General features: G+C 69.6%; 11 protein-coding genes and 1 riboswitch. Of the genes, 5 read left to right on the top strand and 6 right to left on the bottom strand.

Going from position 1 to position 15,825, the window contains the following annotated elements:
* The first annotated feature begins 19 nt into the window (after positions 1-19).
* From D8S75_RS00650 to D8S75_RS00640, 3 genes are all read left to right on the top strand, one after another.
* A complete protein-coding gene (locus tag D8S75_RS00650) occupies positions 20-1,084 on the top strand; it encodes a homocysteine S-methyltransferase family protein (RefSeq protein ID WP_119964365.1) in 1,065 nt (354 codons plus the stop codon).
* 299 nt (positions 1,085-1,383) lie between these two features.
* A complete protein-coding gene (locus D8S75_RS00645) occupies positions 1,384-2,448 on the top strand; it encodes a hypothetical protein (protein ID WP_119964004.1) in 1,065 nt (354 codons plus the stop codon).
* 129 nt (positions 2,449-2,577) lie between these two features.
* A complete protein-coding gene (locus D8S75_RS00640) occupies positions 2,578-3,276 on the top strand; it encodes an SH3 domain-containing protein (protein WP_198673109.1) in 699 nt (232 codons plus the stop codon).
* Between the two features lie 30 nt (positions 3,277-3,306).
* Here the strand turns inward: D8S75_RS00640 and D8S75_RS00635 are convergent, their stop codons facing one another.
* The 5 genes from D8S75_RS00635 to D8S75_RS00615 all read right to left on the bottom strand — a co-directional run bounded on the left by D8S75_RS00635 (position 3,307) and on the right by D8S75_RS00615 (position 10,068).
* On the bottom strand, positions 3,307-4,767 hold the full coding sequence (locus D8S75_RS00635) for an MFS transporter (protein ID WP_232828806.1): 1,461 nt from the start codon (positions 4,765-4,767) through the stop codon (positions 3,307-3,309).
* Positions 4,764-6,404 (bottom strand): class I adenylate-forming enzyme family protein, encoded by a 1,641-nt coding sequence (locus tag D8S75_RS00630; protein WP_119964002.1) that lies wholly within the window; start codon positions 6,402-6,404, stop codon positions 4,764-4,766. The genes D8S75_RS00635 and D8S75_RS00630 overlap by 4 nt, the downstream gene beginning before the upstream one ends.
* A gap of 273 nt (positions 6,405-6,677) precedes the next feature.
* Positions 6,678-7,991 carry a Glu/Leu/Phe/Val family dehydrogenase gene (locus D8S75_RS00625; protein ID WP_119964001.1) on the bottom strand — a complete coding sequence of 438 codons (1,314 nt, stop codon included), beginning with the start codon at positions 7,989-7,991 and terminating at the stop codon, positions 6,678-6,680.
* 127 nt (positions 7,992-8,118) lie between these two features.
* Positions 8,119-9,027 (bottom strand): PPK2 family polyphosphate kinase, encoded by a 909-nt coding sequence (locus tag D8S75_RS00620; protein ID WP_119964000.1) that lies wholly within the window; start codon positions 9,025-9,027, stop codon positions 8,119-8,121.
* Between the two features lie 108 nt (positions 9,028-9,135).
* Entirely contained in the window at positions 9,136-10,068 is a 933-nt protein-coding gene (locus tag D8S75_RS00615) for a LysR family transcriptional regulator (RefSeq protein WP_119963999.1), read from the bottom strand.
* 63 nt (positions 10,069-10,131) lie between these two features.
* On the opposite strand from D8S75_RS00615, the gene D8S75_RS00610 reads away from it, so the two are divergent.
* Positions 10,132-10,578 carry a PACE efflux transporter gene (locus D8S75_RS00610; RefSeq protein WP_119964363.1) on the top strand — a complete coding sequence of 149 codons (447 nt, stop codon included), beginning with the start codon at positions 10,132-10,134 and terminating at the stop codon, positions 10,576-10,578.
* Positions 10,579-10,737: 159 nt separating this feature from the next.
* Here D8S75_RS00610 and D8S75_RS00605 read toward each other — a convergent pair whose 3' ends face one another.
* A complete protein-coding gene (locus D8S75_RS00605) occupies positions 10,738-12,681 on the bottom strand; it encodes a diguanylate cyclase (protein ID WP_119963998.1) in 1,944 nt (647 codons plus the stop codon).
* Between the two features lie 230 nt (positions 12,682-12,911).
* Positions 12,912-12,992: riboswitch (S-adenosyl-L-homocysteine riboswitch) on the top strand.
* A gap of 26 nt (positions 12,993-13,018) precedes the next feature.
* Between D8S75_RS00605 and metH the strand changes: the two genes are divergently transcribed.
* On the top strand, positions 13,019-15,754 hold the full coding sequence (metH, locus tag D8S75_RS00600; protein ID WP_119963997.1) for a methionine synthase: 2,736 nt from the start codon (positions 13,019-13,021) through the stop codon (positions 15,752-15,754).
* Positions 15,755-15,825 lie beyond the last annotated feature (71 nt).

The following is a 15,825-nucleotide window of genomic DNA, read 5'->3' as shown; positions in this document are numbered from 1 at the left end:
GTTTTCTACAATGGCCCCCATGCAAGCCCTCCACTACACCCGCGCCCAGCAGCTTCCCGCCATCCTGGCCCAACGCATCGCCATCCTCGACGGCGCCATGGGCACCATGATCCAGCGCTTCAAGCTGGGCGAGGCGCAGTACCGGGGCGAGGGCTACACCGGGCCCGACGGCGCGGGCGATCGCTTCAAGGACTTCCCGCGCGATGTGAAGGGCAACAACGAGCTGCTCTCGCTGACTCGCCCCGATGTGATCCGCGACATCCACGAGCGCTACCTGGCCGCCGGCGCCGACCTGATTGAGACCAACACCTTCGGCGCGACGTCCATAGCGCAGGAGGACTACGGCATGGCCCACCTGGCGCGCGAGATGAACCTGCGCTCGGCGCAGCTCGCCCGCGCGGCCTGCGACAAGTACAGCACCCCCGACAAGCCCCGCTACGTGGCCGGCGCGCTCGGCCCCACGCCCAAGACGGCGAGCATCAGCCCCGACGTGAACGACCCCGGCGCGCGCAATGTCGATTTCGAACAGCTGCGCGCCGCCTACCTGGAGCAAACCCTGGCGCTGATCGAGGGCGGTGCCGACGTGATCTTGGTCGAGACCATCTTCGACACGCTCAACGCCAAGGCCGCGCTGTTCGCCGTCGAGGAGGCGTTCGACCAGACCGGTGAGCGCCTGCCCATCCTCATCAGCGGCACCGTCACCGACGCCTCCGGCCGCATCCTCAGTGGCCAGACCGTCACCGCCTTCTGGCACAGCGTGCGCCACGCCCGCCCGCTGGCCGTGGGCCTGAACTGCGCGCTGGGCGCCGCGCTGATGCGCCCCTACATCCAGGAGCTGGCCAAGGCCGCGCCCGACACCTTCATCAGCTGCTACCCCAACGCCGGCCTGCCCAACCCCATGAGCGACACCGGCTTCGACGAGACGCCCGAGGTCACCAGCCGCCTGGTGCATGAGTTCGCCGCCGAGGGCCTGGTGAACATCGTCGGCGGTTGCTGCGGCACCACGCCCGACCACATCGGCGCCATCGCCAGCGCCGTGGGGCCGGTCAAGGCACGCCCGCTGTTCTACCGCGAAGCGGCGTAAGAGCGATACAGCCCCCTGTGGCGCTTCGCGCCTTCCCCCTTCTCTCGTACTGCTGCGCAATGTAGGGGGGCGCCACCAGCGCGGCGGGGCGGCCCTTGCGCGGTGGCCGCTGGCCTGGGCCGCGCCCTCGGAAAAGGCAAGCGGTATTTTGGAAGAAATGGGGCTATTGCGCCCAATGGACGGGCGCTAGTAGCTATAACATTTCTAGCAATTGTGCCCCGGTAGCCATCGACCACAAATCGCCGCAGAATGCACAGGCGGTGCGTGGATGTCCTGCGCGCCACCCATGGCAGGCCGGTATGACCGTGAACATCGATCCTCCCCGGGGCCCGCTGCCCGCCGTGGCGCAGGTGCTGGCCGAGGCCGCACTGCAGCGCCAGGGCGCCCTGCTGGGCACCGACCGCGAAGGCGCACTCCCGGCGCGGGTGCCGGACTTTCCTGCGCCGCCCGGGGCGCCGCCACCGCAGGCGCCGGTGCCGCCCACGGTGCCGCTGCCCGTGGGAGCCGACCAGGTCAGCCTCTCGCCCCAGGCGCGTGGCAGCTTCGCGGCGTCCCAGGCGGGCCTGGCGGCCGGGCCGGGAACGCCCGTGCCCACGCCCGGCAGCCCCGGGGCGCCAGCAGCGGTGCCGGGCCGTCCGGCCCCGTCCCTCGGCATGGCGGGCGCCGCGCCGCTGCCCCCCTGGCCCGCCACGGGCGTGAGCGCGCCGCTGCGCGGCCTGGTGGCGGACCTGGTGCGCCAGATCACGGCCCCGGCCCAGCCGCAGCGCGTGGTGGCCGTGCAGCCCTGGCCGGCGGCGTTGCAGCCGCTGGTCGATACGGAGGACGGCGCCGCGACGGGGCTGCCCCCGCTGCAAACCTGGCTGGTGCGCCAGGGCGTGGTGCTGACCGCCGAGGGCGAGCGCGCTTTCTCGCTCACCCTGCGCGTGCCGGTGCCCTGGCTGCAGTCCCAGGCCCAGCCCGCCGCGCCACCCGCGCCAGCGCCGCCCCTGGCGGCGCTGTTCGCGGGCAAGCCCCAGGCGCTGCAGTCGGGCACCTGGGCGCTGGTGCTGCAGTCCGCCGAGCCCGTGGCCCCCCGCGCCAGCGCGCTGCTGGCGCTCGACTTCCAGCCGCTGGCGCAACCGGCGGTGTATGGCCGCGAGCTGCTGCAGGCGCGGCAGGACCCGTGGCTGCAGATGGCCGTGCTGCAGGCCAGTGGGCAACTGCCCAAGGACGAGGATGGCCTGCGCGACCGCGAGGCCGGCCTGTGCCAGGCGCCCGGCTGCCCCTACGCCGGGCGGGCGTCCTGCGCGCAGCCCTTCTGTCTGGCGCTGCGCGCGGTGCCGCCGCCCGATCCCGTGGAGCCGCTGCCACCGATGGGCGGGTGAGCAGGGGGCCGTGCTGCGTTCCCACCTGGCATGTTCTGTCGTGTTTCGTCGGTTTTGCCTGACACGCCGGCCGGCGTGCCGGGCCCAGGATGGTGTCGCGCCACTGCGGGCGCTTCCCAGGAGACGGCCATGTCCCGTGCACTTTTTCTCTCTTTTCGCACCATGGCGGGCGCGCTCGTGCTCGCCGTTCCGCTCCTGGCCGGAGCGCAGCAGCTGGCCTACGTGGCCCAGCAGATGAACCTGCGCGCGGGTCCGGCCGTCGACTATCCCGTGGTGGCCGTGATGCAGCCGGGGGTGCAATTGACCGTGTACGGCTGCACGCCGGGTTACCAGTGGTGCGACGTGCAGTTGTCCGACGGGCTGCGCGGCTGGGCCTATGCCCCCTACCTCGGCTACCCCCAGTACGGCCGCTCCATCGCGCTGCCCAACGCGGCGGTTTCCATCGGCATTCCCATCTTGGCATTCACGTTGGGGAGCTACTGGGCGGACCATTACCGCGACCGGTCGTGGTACGACCACCCGCGCTGGAACCCGCGTCCTGCGCACCCCCGCCCCGGGCCCCGCACCTGGAGCTGGGAGGACCGCGACGATCCGCGCCACCCGGGGCGGCGCCATGAAGATGCCCGGCGTCCGCCCCGCGCGGGCGACCACTGGGACAGCGGCCGCACGGCGCCGCCGCGCCCGCAGGCCCGCCCGGAGAGCCGTGACCGCTCCGAGGCCCAGCGCCCGCAGCCGCAACGGGCACAACCGCAGCGCCCGCCCCAGCCCCGGAGCCGATTCGATGGCAACAACCCGCCCAACGACCCGGCGGGCGCCAACCGCCCCTGACGGGGTGGCGCCCCGGAGGGGCTCGAAGGCTCACGCCGGGAACCGTGAAGCGCGACCGCTCGCCTGCGCCAACCCCTCGCCGCGGCCCGGCGCCGTGGAGCCGTTGCCGCTGGCGGGCGGCGGGGTGGTGCCCGCGTCCACCCCGCGCCGGATGGCCGCATGGCGCGCGCGCGTGATGGGGTAGGCCAGCAGCAGCGGCACCGCCAGCGCCAGGCAGAGCGCGGGGACGATGCCGGTCATCCATGCGATGCCCTGCAGCGCGGCTGCGGACTGCGCCACGTTGGGCACGTAGCCCGTCAGGTCCAGTGTGGCGGCCAGCAGCACCGTGCCCAGGGTGCGCGCGAGCTTGTCCACCAGGCCGTAGAGGCCGTAGTACATGCCGGTCTGGCGCTCGCCGGCCTGCAGGTGGCCGTGGTCGATGGTGTCGGGCACCATCGCGAAGGGCACGATCCAGTGCGCGCCCATGCCGATGCCCACCAGCGCCAGGATGGCTGTCACCCAGCCCGGCTGGCCCGGTCCCATGGTGCCCAGGGCCACCAGGCCCGCGCTGCACAGCAGCAGGCCCAGGATGTAGGCGCGGTTCTTCTCCCAGCGGTCCACCACGCGCTTCCAAAAATACAGCGACAGGCCCACCACGCCCAGCAGCACGGCCATCATGCGCGGCAGGTCGCCCTTGTCGCCCTGCAGCTGGTAGACCACGAAATATGCCAGCGCGGCCTGCACCAGCGTGAGCCCCAGGCGCACCAAGCCCACGGCGGCCACCAGCGCCAGGAAGGGCCGGTTGCGCAGGGCCGCGCGCAGCGTGGCGCGCACCGCCTCCCAGGTGGGGCGCGTGGCGTCCGGTGGCGGCGCGCTGGCGGGTTCGCGCACGCGCCAGGCCACCACGGCCACGGCCAGGCCGGCGGCCAGGCCAAAGCAGGCGCCCGCCAGGGCATAGCCGGTGCGCGCATCCGGCGCTGCGCGCACCAGCACCGGCATGAGCACGCTGCCCGCGAAGAAACCCAGCAGCGCGCCCAGCGAGGCGTAGGCGGTCAGGCTGGTGCGCTCGTCGTAGTCGCGCGTGAGGTTGGCGGCCAGGGCCTGGTAGGGCAGCTGCACCAGGGTCATCAGCGTGTCGAACACTGTGTAGCTGATGGCGATCCAGAAAAAAGCCGCGATGGGGCTCAGGCCCGGCGGCACCATCCACACGGCGGCGGCCGCCACGGCCAGCGGCAGGGCACCGTAAATCAGGTAGACCCGGTGGCGGCCGTGGCGCGAGCGCGTGCGGTCGGTCATCCAGCCGAACAGCGGGTCGTTCACCGTGTCCCACACCTTGCCCACCAGCAGCGCGGCGCCCGCGATGGCGGGTGGTACCAGCGCGACGTCGGTGTAGAAGATCATGAGCAGGAAGTTCATGGCCGCCACCAGCATCTGCAGGCCGACGTTGCCGGTGGCGTAGCCCAGCTTGGTGCCCAGCGCGAGCCGGGCGGTTGCGGGTGCGCCGCGCATCATGCGGCCAGCCGGGTGGGCGCCGCCGGGGCGTGCCCGTGCGCGCGGGGTGGCGCGGCCTCCAGCATCAGCCGGACCTCGCGCCGCAGCATCTTGTTGAGGAAGCTGCGCGGGATTTCCTCGACGACGCGGATGTCGTCGGGTTGCAGGCCGGGCGCGAGGTGCTGCGCCAGGTATTCGGCGATGTCATGCTCCAGCGCCTGCCAGTTGCGCTGCGCGCGCCAGTTCTGCCGCAGGCTCACCACCAGCACGGCGACCGCGCCGTGCTGCACCAGGCAGGTCTCCTTCACGGCGGGGTGGCAGTGCGCCACCTCCTCGATCTCGCGCGGGTTGAGCATCTGGCCGCCGCGTTGCACGCGGTCGGCGCTGCGGCCCAGCACGTGCAGATAGCCTTCGGCGTCGAAATGGCCCACGTCGCCCATCACCACCCAGCCGTCGCGCAGGGTTTCGTGCGTTTTCTCGGGGTCGAGCCAGTAGCCCTCGAAGCGCACCGGCGTGCGCACGGTGATCAGGCCGGTCTGGCCCTGCGGCAGCGGGCGGAACTGCTCGTCGCGGATGACCACCTCCACGCCGTCCATCACGCGGCCCACGGTGGAGAGGATGTCGTGGCCGCGCGGCAGGCCATGCACGTCCACATGCTCGTGCGGCAGCAGCCAGGTGATGGGCGGCAGGGCTTCGAGGCAGCCGTAGCCCTGCTGGAAGATGGGGCCGAAGCGCCGGATGGCTTCGGCGATCTTGGGTGCCGGCATCATCTCGGAACCGTAGGGCACGTGGGTGAGCGAGGACAGGTCGTACTGCTGCAGAGCGGGCTCGTCGAGCAGGTCGATGATGGCCGAGGGCGAGAGGAAGGCGCGCGTTACCCGGTGCTGCTGCACCAGCGCGGCCAGCGTGGTGGCCCGGAAGTCCTCGGGCATGACCAGCACCGCGCCCGACAGCAGCGTGGGCAGCACCATGCCCGAGCCGGGCCCGGTGAGCGGCACGCCCAGCATGTGCACAGGGCGCTGGCGGCCCGAGGGCCGCAGGTCGATGGAGCGCGCGATCAGGCGCATGCTGTCGAGGTACTTGCGGTGGCTGTAGCCGATGGCCTTGGGCAGGCCCGTGGTGCCCGAGGTCATGTGCAGGGCGAACAGGTCTTCCTCGCCCACCTCCTCCGTGCCCCAGGCGGGGGCGTGGCCGGCGAGGGCTTGCTCGTAGTCGGCGCCCAGCGCCAGCAGGCGCAGGCCGGGCAGGCGCGCGCGCACGGCGTCCAGGATGGGCGCGCTCAGCAGCGGGTCGTGGATGAAGAGCGCGGGCCGCACGCGCTCGATCATGGCCAGCGCCGCCTCGGGGGGCAGGTGCTTGTGGAAGCTGGCGAAGACGGTGCCGTTCTCGAACGTGGCCAGGCGCGTTTCGTACTGTTCGCCGGTCTCGGGCAGCAGGGTGAAGACGATGTCGCCCTTGCGCAGGCCCTGCGCCCGCATCCAGGCCTGCAGGCGCAGCACGCGTTCCTGCAACTGGGCGTAGCTCAGCGTGCCGCGCCGGTCGATGAGCGCGGGCTTGCGCTGGTGCAGGCGGAAGGCCAGGCGCGCCACCGCGCGGGCCGTGCGCAGGCGGCTGAGCAGAAAGCGCGAAGTGAGGCCGCGCAACGAGGGAAGGGTCACCGGAGTCTCCTGGAAAGGCCGTGCATCCAGGGCAGTTTTCCATGCGCCGCGCGGGCGAACCATCACCAGTTGTATGGCCGCGTATCCGGGTGTTTCCGCCCTGGCTGTGCGGTCGGATTCCGTCCGTGAACGGCGCAGGCAGGCACCGCCGCGTCGTCCGCGCGCCACAGCATGGCGCAAAAGAAAACCGCCAGGGCCGGGTCGCGGCGCACTGGCGGTTGCTTGGCGGCACCGGCCCGGGTGGGGCCGGTGGCTACCGGGGGATGGCAGGCCTCAGGGGTAGAGGCCGCGCATTTCGCGGGCGTGCAGGATGCGCTGGCAGGCCACGATGAAGGTGGCGGTGCGCAGGCTCACCTTGTGTTCCTGGGCGACATGCCAGACGCCGGCGAAGGCTTCTTGCATGATGCGCACCAGGCGCGCGTTGATCTCGTCCTCGCTCCAGAAGAAGCTGGAGAAGTCCTGCACCCATTCGAAGTAGCTCACCGTCACGCCGCCGGCGTTGGCGATCACGTCGGGCAGCACCAGCACGCCCTTGTCGTGCAGGATGTCGTCGGCCTCGGGCGTGGTGGGGCCGTTGGCGCCCTCGATCACCATCTTGGCCTTGATCTTGCCCGCGTTGTCCTGGGTGATCTGGCCTTCCAGCGCGGCGGGAATCAGGATCTCGCAGTCCACGGCCCAGAATTCGTCGTTGGACAGGGTGTCGGCACCGGCGAAACCGCCCACGCCGCCGCGCGCCTGCACATGGGCCAGCAGGGCGGGCACGTCCAGGCCCTTGCCGTTGAAGATGGTGCCGGTGTGGTCCTGTACGGCCACCACCTTGGCGCCGGCGTCGGCGAACAGCTTGGCGGCGGTGCCGCCCACGTTGCCAAAGCCCTGCACGGCCAGGCGGGCGCCTTCGATCGGCAGGCCGGTCAGCTTGGCGGCTTCCACGCCCACGGTGAACACGCCGCGGCCGGTGGCCTCGACGCGGCCCAGCGAGCCGCCCAGGTCCACCGGCTTGCCGGTGACCACGCCGGTGGCGGTGGAGCCCACGTTCATGGAATAGGTGTCCATCATCCAGGCCATGATCTGGCCGTTGGTGTTCACGTCGGGCGCGGGGATGTCCTTGGAGGGCCCGATGATGATGCCGATCTCGCTGGTGTAGCGGCGCGTCAGGCGCTCCAGCTCACCCATCGAGAGCTTCTTGGGGTCGACGCGGATACCGCCCTTGGCGCCGCCGTAGGGCACGTTCACGGCCGCGTTCTTGATCGACATCCAGGCCGACAGGGCCATCACTTCCGACAGCGTCACGTCCTGGTGGAAGCGCACGCCGCCCTTGCCGGGGCCGCGCGAGGTGTTGTGCTGCACGCGGTAGCCCTCGAAGTGGGCGATGGTGCCGTTGTCCAGCTCGATCGGCACGTCCACGATGAGCGCGCGCTTGGGGCGCTTGAGCGTTTCGACCCAGCGGGCCAGGTGGCCGAGGTAGGGGGTGACGCGGTCGACCTGCTGCAGGTAGATGCCCCAGGGGCCGAGGTGCTGCGGGTCGAGGTACGACGGCAGGGTATGGATGCTGGCGGCGTGGCCGGGCGTTCCGGTGGGATGCGACATAGCGGTTTGTTTCCTTGTGGGATCAATGCAAGCCGCGAAGGATAGGTGTGTGCTGGTGGGCTGTCCAAGGCCGGTGTGTTACGAAATTATGCGTTTGGCGCATAACGTGGCCCTGGCGGCGACGGGGTCATTCCACCGTGAAATGCGCCAGCGCCGGGTCGCCCGGCGGGTAGCGCAGGTCGAGGTTGCGCAGCACCTCGCGCAGCACGGTGGCGATCATCAGGTTGCGGTGGGTCTTGGAGTTGGCGGGCACGATGGTCCAGGGCGCCCAGGGGGTGTGCGTGGCCGCCAGCAACTGCTCGTAGGCCTTCTGGTACTGCGGCCATTGCTTGCGTGCCTCGATGTCGCCCATGGCGAACTTCCAGTGCTTGGTCGGGTCGTCCAGGCGCTCCTGCAGGCGCTGGCGCTGCTCGTCGAAGCCGATGTGCAGCAGGAACTTGAGCACGGTGGTGCCCGTCTGGCTCAGCATGCGCTCGAAGTCGTTGATGTGGCCGAAGCGCTGGTGGTGCTGCTCGGGCGTGATCCAGCCGTTGACCACCGGCACCAGCACCTCCTCGTAGTGGCTGCGGTTGAAGATGGTGATCTCGCCGGCCGCCGGCACCTGCTGGTGGATGCGCCAGAGGTAGTCGTGCGCGCGCTCGGCCTCGGTGGGCGCCTTCCAGCCCACGGTGTGCACGCCCAGCGCGCTCATGCGGCCGAACACGCCCCGGATGGTGCCGTCCTTGCCCGAGGTGTCGGTGCCCTGCAGGATCACCAGCAGCTTGTGGCGCTTGTCGGCGTAGAACAGGTTCTGCAGCTCGTCGAGTTCCATCGCCAGCGACTCCACCACGGCCTTGTCCTGGGCCTTGTCGCCGAGGGAGAAGGGCTTGGCCGAGGGGTCGAAGTCCTTGAGAGAAACCGTCCGGCGCTTGCCAGCCTTGCGCCGCTCGGGCGGGCCGTCGGCGCGGCTGTCGGTATCGTGGCCGGCAGTGCCGGGCTGCCAGCGCGCCCAGCGCTGAGCGAGGTCCTTGCTGTTGCTCTCGAACGGTTGGGCCATGGGTTCCTCCGGAAGGCAATGGCCCAAGCTTAGCGCCAGAACCCGTGCAGTGGGTTGCTATGTTATTTGTAGCTGCTAGCGCTTTTTGGATGGGCTTTGTGGCCTATTTCATGCCCCATCCGGGCCGGCCTGCGCCATCAGCGCGATGCAGCGGCGCGCGCCCAGGCCCAGCGGGCGCTCCTTGGACCAGACCAGGTCCACCCACAGCCGCGCGCCGTTGCTGAGGTTCTCGAACGGCATCTCGACCAGCGTGCCGGCGGCGATGTGCGCGGCCACCAGCGCGCGCGGCTGCCAGCCCCAGCCCAGCCCGGCCTCGATGAGGCGCAGTGCCGCGACATGGTTGTCGGTGCGCCAGCCATGGCGCGCGAATTCAAAGCGCGGGTCGCGCTGCAGCGGGTCGCGCCCCGCCACCACGATCTGGCGCGTGGTGGTCAGGTGCTCCTCGCGCAGCCGTGCGGCCTCGGGGGGCTCGCCGCGCGCCACGGCGGCGGCGCGCGCGGCCTGTAGCACCGGGTGGTCGGGCGCCAGCACGGCCACCAGGGTTTCGCTGCCCATCTCCTGGAAGCCTTCGCGCCCGTCGATGCTGGGGCGCTCGAACACCAGCGCGAGTTGCGCGCGCCCGGCGTGCAGCAGGGCCAGCGCGTCGGCCTGCGGCGCGGCCAGCACTTCCACCTGCAGCAGCGGGAACTCGTGCGCCAGCGCGGCCAGCGGCGCAGTCCAGCGCGCGGCCAGCAGCTCGGGGGCGATGGCCAGCGTGAGCCGTTCCTCCAGCCCCTGCGTGAGCGCCAGCGCCTGGGCGTTGAGCTGGCGCAACTGCGCGGCCAGCAGCCGCGCCTGGGGTTCGAGCGCGCGCGCCGCCGCCGTGGGCCGGGGCTCGCGTCCGCCGCGATCAAACAGCGGCATGTCCAGCTCGGCTTCCAGATGGCCCATGGCCATGCTCACGGCCGAAGGCACACGGCCCAGCGCACGCGCCGCTGCGGAGAACGAGCCGTGGTCCAGCACGGCCAGGAACAGGTGCACGCTGTCGGAGGTGAAGGCCATCTGTCAGAAATATTGAAATAAGCTGACTTCAATTATCAGTCGAATGCTTATAAATTGGGCGCCATGCAGTCTCCCGCCCTCATTCCCGGCCTCCACGGCGCGCGCCGCCGCGTCGTCTACGTCACCATCTACGAGCTGATCGCCATCGCCGTGGCCACGCTGGGACTGGCCCAGTTCTCGGACCAGGGCACGGCCCATGCTGGCGTGATGGCGGTGGCGTCCTCGGCCATCGCGGTGGCCTGGAACATCGTTTTCAACACGCTGTTCGAGCGCTGGGAAGCGCGCCAGGCAGTGCGCGGCCGCAGCCTGCGCCGCCGCATCGCCCACGCCGTGGGCTTCGAGGGCGGCCTGGTGTTCATCCTGGTGCCGCTGTTCGCCTGGTGGTTCGGCGTGAGCCTGTGGCAGGCCCTGGTGATGGACCTGGGCCTGGTGGTGTTCTTCCTCTGCTACACCTTCGTCTTCAACTGGAGCTTCGACCGGGTGTTCGGCCTGCCTGCCTCGGCGGCGTGAGGCGGCGCGTCAGGCGGCTATCGCCATGGCTGCTGCCTGGGTGCGGCCCAAGCCAGGGCAGCCGAGCAAGGGCCGCCCCGCAGCGAGGGCTGCGTCCCCCTTCCCGCAAGCGCAGCGCTGCGAGAGAAGGGGGAAGGCGCGCAGCGCCACAGGGGGTTGTCAGAAGTCTCCGTGCTGCCACATATCGGGCGCGAAGCGCACGCATTGGTTGCGCCCCTGGTCCTTGGCACGGTAGAGCGCCACGTCGGCGTACTTGATGGCCTGCCAGAAGCCGTCGGTGTCGCCCGGGAACTCGGCGACACCAATCGAGATGGTTTTCTGCAGCACCTTGTCGCCCACGGTGATCTTCATCGCCTCGATGGCCTGGCGGATCTTCTCGGCCACCAGCAGGGCATCGTCGGGCTGCACGTCCATCAGCAGCACGAGGAATTCCTCGCCGCCGAAGCGGATCACGATGTCGGATTCGCGCACCGCGCTCTTGAGCACGAGGGCGGTCTCGCGCAGGATCAGGTCGCCCGCGTCGTGGCCGTGCGTGTCGTTGACCTGCTTGAAGTAGTCGATGTCGCACACCAGCAGGCCGATCTGGGTGCGCCGCCGCAGCACGCCGCTGATGATCTGGGCCGTGTGGTCCTGCAGGAAGCGCCGGTTGTAGAGCCCGGTCATGGGGTCCACCATGGCCGATTCGCGCAGTGTCTGCATCAGGCGCTTGGCCTCGATGACCGAGAGCGACTGGTTGATGTAGGTTTCGGCGTTGAACAACTTCTGCGGGGTCGTGGGGTCGCGCATGGTGCCCTGCGGGTCCGCGGCGAAGCGCAGCTGCACCACGCCGCCGGCGATGCCGCCGGCCACCAGCGGGATGCAGATATGGCCCATGCCGGCCTCGGGCACGAAGCGGCGGCAGACGCCGGGAAACTCGAACGAGGAGACCTTGCCGCCCGTTTTGACAGCGCGGCACTGCGAGCAGTCGCTCAGGATGTCGGCGTCGCAGTGCAGCATGGCATCGCCGACGAGCGGCGGATGGGCCACGCGCATGGCTTTCTTCTGCGCGTTGACATCGTAGATGGTGTATTCGCGGATGCCCAGCTCGTTCTCGAACACGTCGCCCAGGCGGTGGTAGACGTCGTCGAGCGCGGCGTCGTCCTCGATCACCTTCTTGTAGATCGTCATGCCATAGACGCTGTCGACCAGGGTGTTGAACTTCTTCGAGAGCGTGCCGATCTCGTCCTGCGACTTGATCGCGACCTTCTTGGCCAGGTTGATGTCGCCCGTGCTCAGCGAGTCGATCTGCCGGATGATGGCCGCGATGGGGCGCTGGAAGGCCACGATGATCCAGCGCACGAAGAAGAACAGCAGCGTCGATGCGATCAGCAGCACGACGAGGATGGCGTTCACCGATTCGCGGATGATCTGGTAGATCGCGTTGTTGATGTCGCCATACGATTCGGTCACGCTCTTGCTGTGCTGCAGGGTCAGCGCGATGCCATCGGCCACGCGGGCGCGCGCGGTGTCCAAGGCGGCGGCGGTGACTTCGGCCTCGCCGCCGCGCGGTGGCTTGCGCCGCGCGGTGGTGTAGCTGTCGAGTGCCTGGTCGATGCGGTCGGTCAGGACCATGATGTCGCGCAGGTATTCCAGGCTTTCCGGGCTGGACTTGGCCATGGAACGCAGCAGGTTCTCGACGAGGCTGCCCGAGACGGCCGTCTGGCGCAGGCTCAGCCGGGCATTGACGGCGCGGATCGCCTTGACGTGGTCGCGGATCGACTGCAGCGCCAGCAGGTCGGAGCCTGGTTCGGTGTGCATGCTGAACTGCAGGTCGCGGTCCAGGTTCTGCAGGTGCGCCAGCACCTCGCGCGTGGCCTGGTCGTGTGGAATGATCTGCTCGGCCACCTGGTGGTACTTGTACTGGATGGCGGTCAGCGCGAACACCGTGACGATGGCCATGGAGCCGAACCAGAACAGCGTGCCCAGGGTCAGCAGCAGGAATTTCTGCTTGATCGGCAGGTCCACGAAGGTCAGCAGCCGCAGGAGGCGGCGCAGCAGGCCGTTGCGTTGCGGCGGGTCCTGGATGTCGGCACCATCTGCTTGGCCGCGGGGGTCATCGTGCATGGCAGGGTCTCATGGTTGCTGTCCTGCGCAGGGCCGGGGCGCCAGACATGCCGGCGCGAGGGCGCACCGGGAGCGGGTGATTTGTATCAAGAGGTAGCGCGCATTTTGCCCCAAGAATCCGTGCGCGATCTGGCCCGGGAGCCGCCGCGCGCGGCCCCATGTCCTGGCAGCCGCGCCCGCTATCGGCGCGGTCCGGGCGCCGGGCTGGCAATCGCCGGTAAAATCCGGGCTCGTCCAAGGAGCGTTGCAGCGGCCGCCAGAGGCCGTCAGGCTTGGACTGTCTTTTCGAATCGCAACGACGCTCACCTGTTTCCCGGTTTTTTGCACAGGTGGGCCTATGTCTGATCTTTCCCTTCCTCCCATGCGGCTGTCGGGCCTGGAGCCCGTCTCCATTGGCGCCGGCACGCTGTTCGTCAACGTGGGCGAGCGCACCAACGTCACCGGTTCCAAGGCGTTCGCGCGCATGATCCTCAACGGCCAGTACGAAGAGGCCCTGGCCGTGGCGCGCCAGCAGGTGGAGAACGGCGCCCAGGTCATCGACGTCAACATGGACGAGGCCATGCTCGACAGCAAGGCCGCCATGGTGCGCTTCCTCAACCTGATGGCCTCCGAGCCCGACATCGCGCGCCTGCCCGTCATGGTGGACAGCTCCAAGTGGGAGGTCATCGAGGCGGGCCTGCGCTGCCTGCAGGGCAAGGGCATCGTCAATTCCATCTCGATGAAGGAGGGCGTGGAGGAGTTCAAGCGCCAGGCGCGCCTGGTCAAGCGCTACGGCGCGGCGGCCGTGGTCATGGCCTTCGACGAAAAGGGCCAGGCCGACACCTTCGCGCGCAAGACCGAGATCTGCGCGCGCGCCTACCGCATCCTGGTGGACGAGGTGGACTTCCCGCCCGAGGACATCATCTTCGACCCCAACATCTTCGCCATCGCCACGGGCATCGAGGAGCACGACAACTACGCGGTGGACTTCATCGAGGCCACGCGCTGGATCAAGCAGAACCTGCCGGGCGCCAAGGTGTCGGGCGGCGTGAGCAACGTCAGTTTCAGCTTCCGCGGCAACGACCCGGTGCGCGAAGCCATCCACACCGTGTTCCTGTACCACGCGATCGCGGCGGGCATGGACATGGGCATCGTCAATGCCGGCATGGTGGGCGTGTACGACGACCTCGACCCGGTGCTGCGCGAGCGCGTGGAGGACGTGGTGCTCAACCGCCGGCCCGACGCGGGCGAGCGCCTGGTCGAGATCGCCGAGAGCGCCAAGGGGGCCGCCAAGGACGACAGCAAGAAGCTCGAATGGCGCGGCACGCCCGAGGCTCCCAAGACCGTGGGCGAGCGCCTGAGCCATGCGCTGGTGCATGGCATCACCGAATTCATCACCCAGGACACCGAGGAAGCCTACCGCGAGATCGTGGCCAAGGGCGGCCGCCCGCTGCATGTGATCGAAGGCCCGCTGATGGACGGCATGAACATCGTGGGCGACCTGTTCGGCCAGGGCAAGATGTTCCTGCCCCAGGTGGTGAAGTCGGCGCGCGTGATGAAGCTCGCCGTGGCGCACCTCATCCCCTACATCGAGGAGGAGAAGCGCCAGGACGAGGCCGCCGGGCGCGACGTGCGCACCAAGGGCAAGATCGTCATCGCCACCGTCAAGGGCGACGTGCACGACATCGGCAAGAACATCGTCACCGTGGTCCTGCAGTGCAACAACTTCGAGGTGGTGAACATGGGTGTGATGGTGCCCTGCCACGAAATCCTGGCGCGCGCCAAGGCGGAAGGGGCCGACATCATCGGCCTGTCGGGCCTGATCACGCCCAGCCTGGAGGAAATGCAGTACGTGGCCGGCGAGATGCAGAAGGACGAGCATTTCCGCATCAAGAAGATCCCGCTGCTCATCGGCGGCGCCACCTGCTCGCGCGTGCACACCGCCGTGAAGATCGCCCCGCACTACGAAGGCCCCGTGGTCTACGTGCCCGACGCCTCGCGCAGCGTGGGCGTGGCGCAGAGCCTGCTGGGCGACAACGCCGCCAGCTTCGTGCAGGAGGTGCAGGCCGACTACGACAATGTGCGCAGCCAGCACGCCAACAAGAAGCAGGTGCCGCTGTGGCCGCTGGACAAGGCCCGCGCCAACCGCACCGCCATCGACTGGGCCGCGCACCGCCCCACCGCGCCGCGCGCGCTGGGCCGCCGCGTGTTCAAGAATTTCGATCTCGCCGAACTCGTGCCCTTTCTCGACTGGGGCCCGTTCTTCCAGACCTGGGACCTGGCCGGCGCCTACCCGGCCATCCTGCAGGACGAGGTGGTGGGCGAGCAGGCGCGCCGCGTGTTCGCCGACGGCCAGGCCATGCTCAAGAAGATCATCGAAGGCCGCTGGCTGCAGGCCAGCGGCGTGCTGGCGCTGCTGCCCGCCAACAGCGTGGGCGACGACATCGAGTTCTACACCGACGACACCCGCAGCCAGGTCGCGCTGACCTGGTACGGCCTGCGCCAGCAGACCGAGAAGCACGCGGTCGATGGCGTGATGCGCCCCAGCCGCTGCCTGGCCGACTTCGTGGCGCCCAAGGACAGCGGTATCGCCGACTACGCGGGCCTGTTCGCCGTCACGGCGGGCCTGGGCGTGGAGAAGAAGGAGCAGGAGTTCCTGGCCGCGCACGACGACTACTCGGCCATCCTGTTCAAGAGCCTGGCCGACCGCTTGGCCGAGGCCTTCGCCGAATGCCTGCACCAGCGCGTGCGCACCGACCTGTGGGGCTACGCCAGCGGCGAGCAGCTCAGCAACGAGGCACTGATCGCCGAGCAGTACCAGGGCATCCGCCCCGCGCCCGGCTACCCGGCCTGCCCCGACCACAGCGCCAAGCGCGCCCTGTTCGCGCACCTGCAGTGCGGCGAGATCGGCATGGAACTGACCGAAGGCCTGGCCATGGCGCCCGCCGCCAGCGTGAGCGGCTTCTACATTGGCCATCCCGAAGCCACGTATTTCAGCGTGGGCAAGATCGGCGAAGACCAGGTGCGAGACATGGCGGCACGGCGCGGCATGGAGGAAGGCGCGTTGGTGCGGCTGCTGGCGCCCAATCTCTGATGCTTGCTATCAAAATATGAGCTAATGGCGCTTGTCCTGCGGGCTTTGAAGGCTGATTTCATGCAAAAAGG

Source organism: Simplicispira lacusdiani, from assembly GCF_003604195.1.
Lineage (GTDB): Bacteria > Pseudomonadota > Gammaproteobacteria > Burkholderiales > Burkholderiaceae_C > Simplicispira > Simplicispira lacusdiani.
This window is presented reverse-complemented; position numbering and strand designations above follow the sequence as displayed.

Bases quoted from the DNA above. Each gene is read 5' to 3' on its own strand.
- D8S75_RS00610 (WP_119964363.1), top strand. From the start codon at position 10,132: ATGCAGTCTCCCGCCCTCATTCCCGGCCTCCACGGCGCGCGCCGCCGC.
- D8S75_RS00625 (WP_119964001.1), bottom strand. From the start codon at position 7,991: ATGTCGCATCCCACCGGAACGCCCGGCCACGCCGCCAGCATCCATACC.
- D8S75_RS00645 (WP_119964004.1), top strand. From the start codon at position 1,384: ATGACCGTGAACATCGATCCTCCCCGGGGCCCGCTGCCCGCCGTGGCG.
- D8S75_RS00615 (WP_119963999.1), bottom strand. From the start codon at position 10,068: ATGGCCTTCACCTCCGACAGCGTGCACCTGTTCCTGGCCGTGCTGGAC.
- D8S75_RS00635 (WP_232828806.1), bottom strand. From the start codon at position 4,767: ATGATGCGCGGCGCACCCGCAACCGCCCGGCTCGCGCTGGGCACCAAG.
- D8S75_RS00605 (WP_119963998.1), bottom strand. From the start codon at position 12,681: ATGCACGATGACCCCCGCGGCCAAGCAGATGGTGCCGACATCCAGGAC.
- D8S75_RS00640 (WP_198673109.1), top strand. From the start codon at position 2,578: ATGTCCCGTGCACTTTTTCTCTCTTTTCGCACCATGGCGGGCGCGCTC.
- D8S75_RS00650 (WP_119964365.1), top strand. From the start codon at position 20: ATGCAAGCCCTCCACTACACCCGCGCCCAGCAGCTTCCCGCCATCCTG.
- D8S75_RS00620 (WP_119964000.1), bottom strand. From the start codon at position 9,027: ATGGCCCAACCGTTCGAGAGCAACAGCAAGGACCTCGCTCAGCGCTGG.
- metH (WP_119963997.1), top strand. From the start codon at position 13,019: ATGTCTGATCTTTCCCTTCCTCCCATGCGGCTGTCGGGCCTGGAGCCC.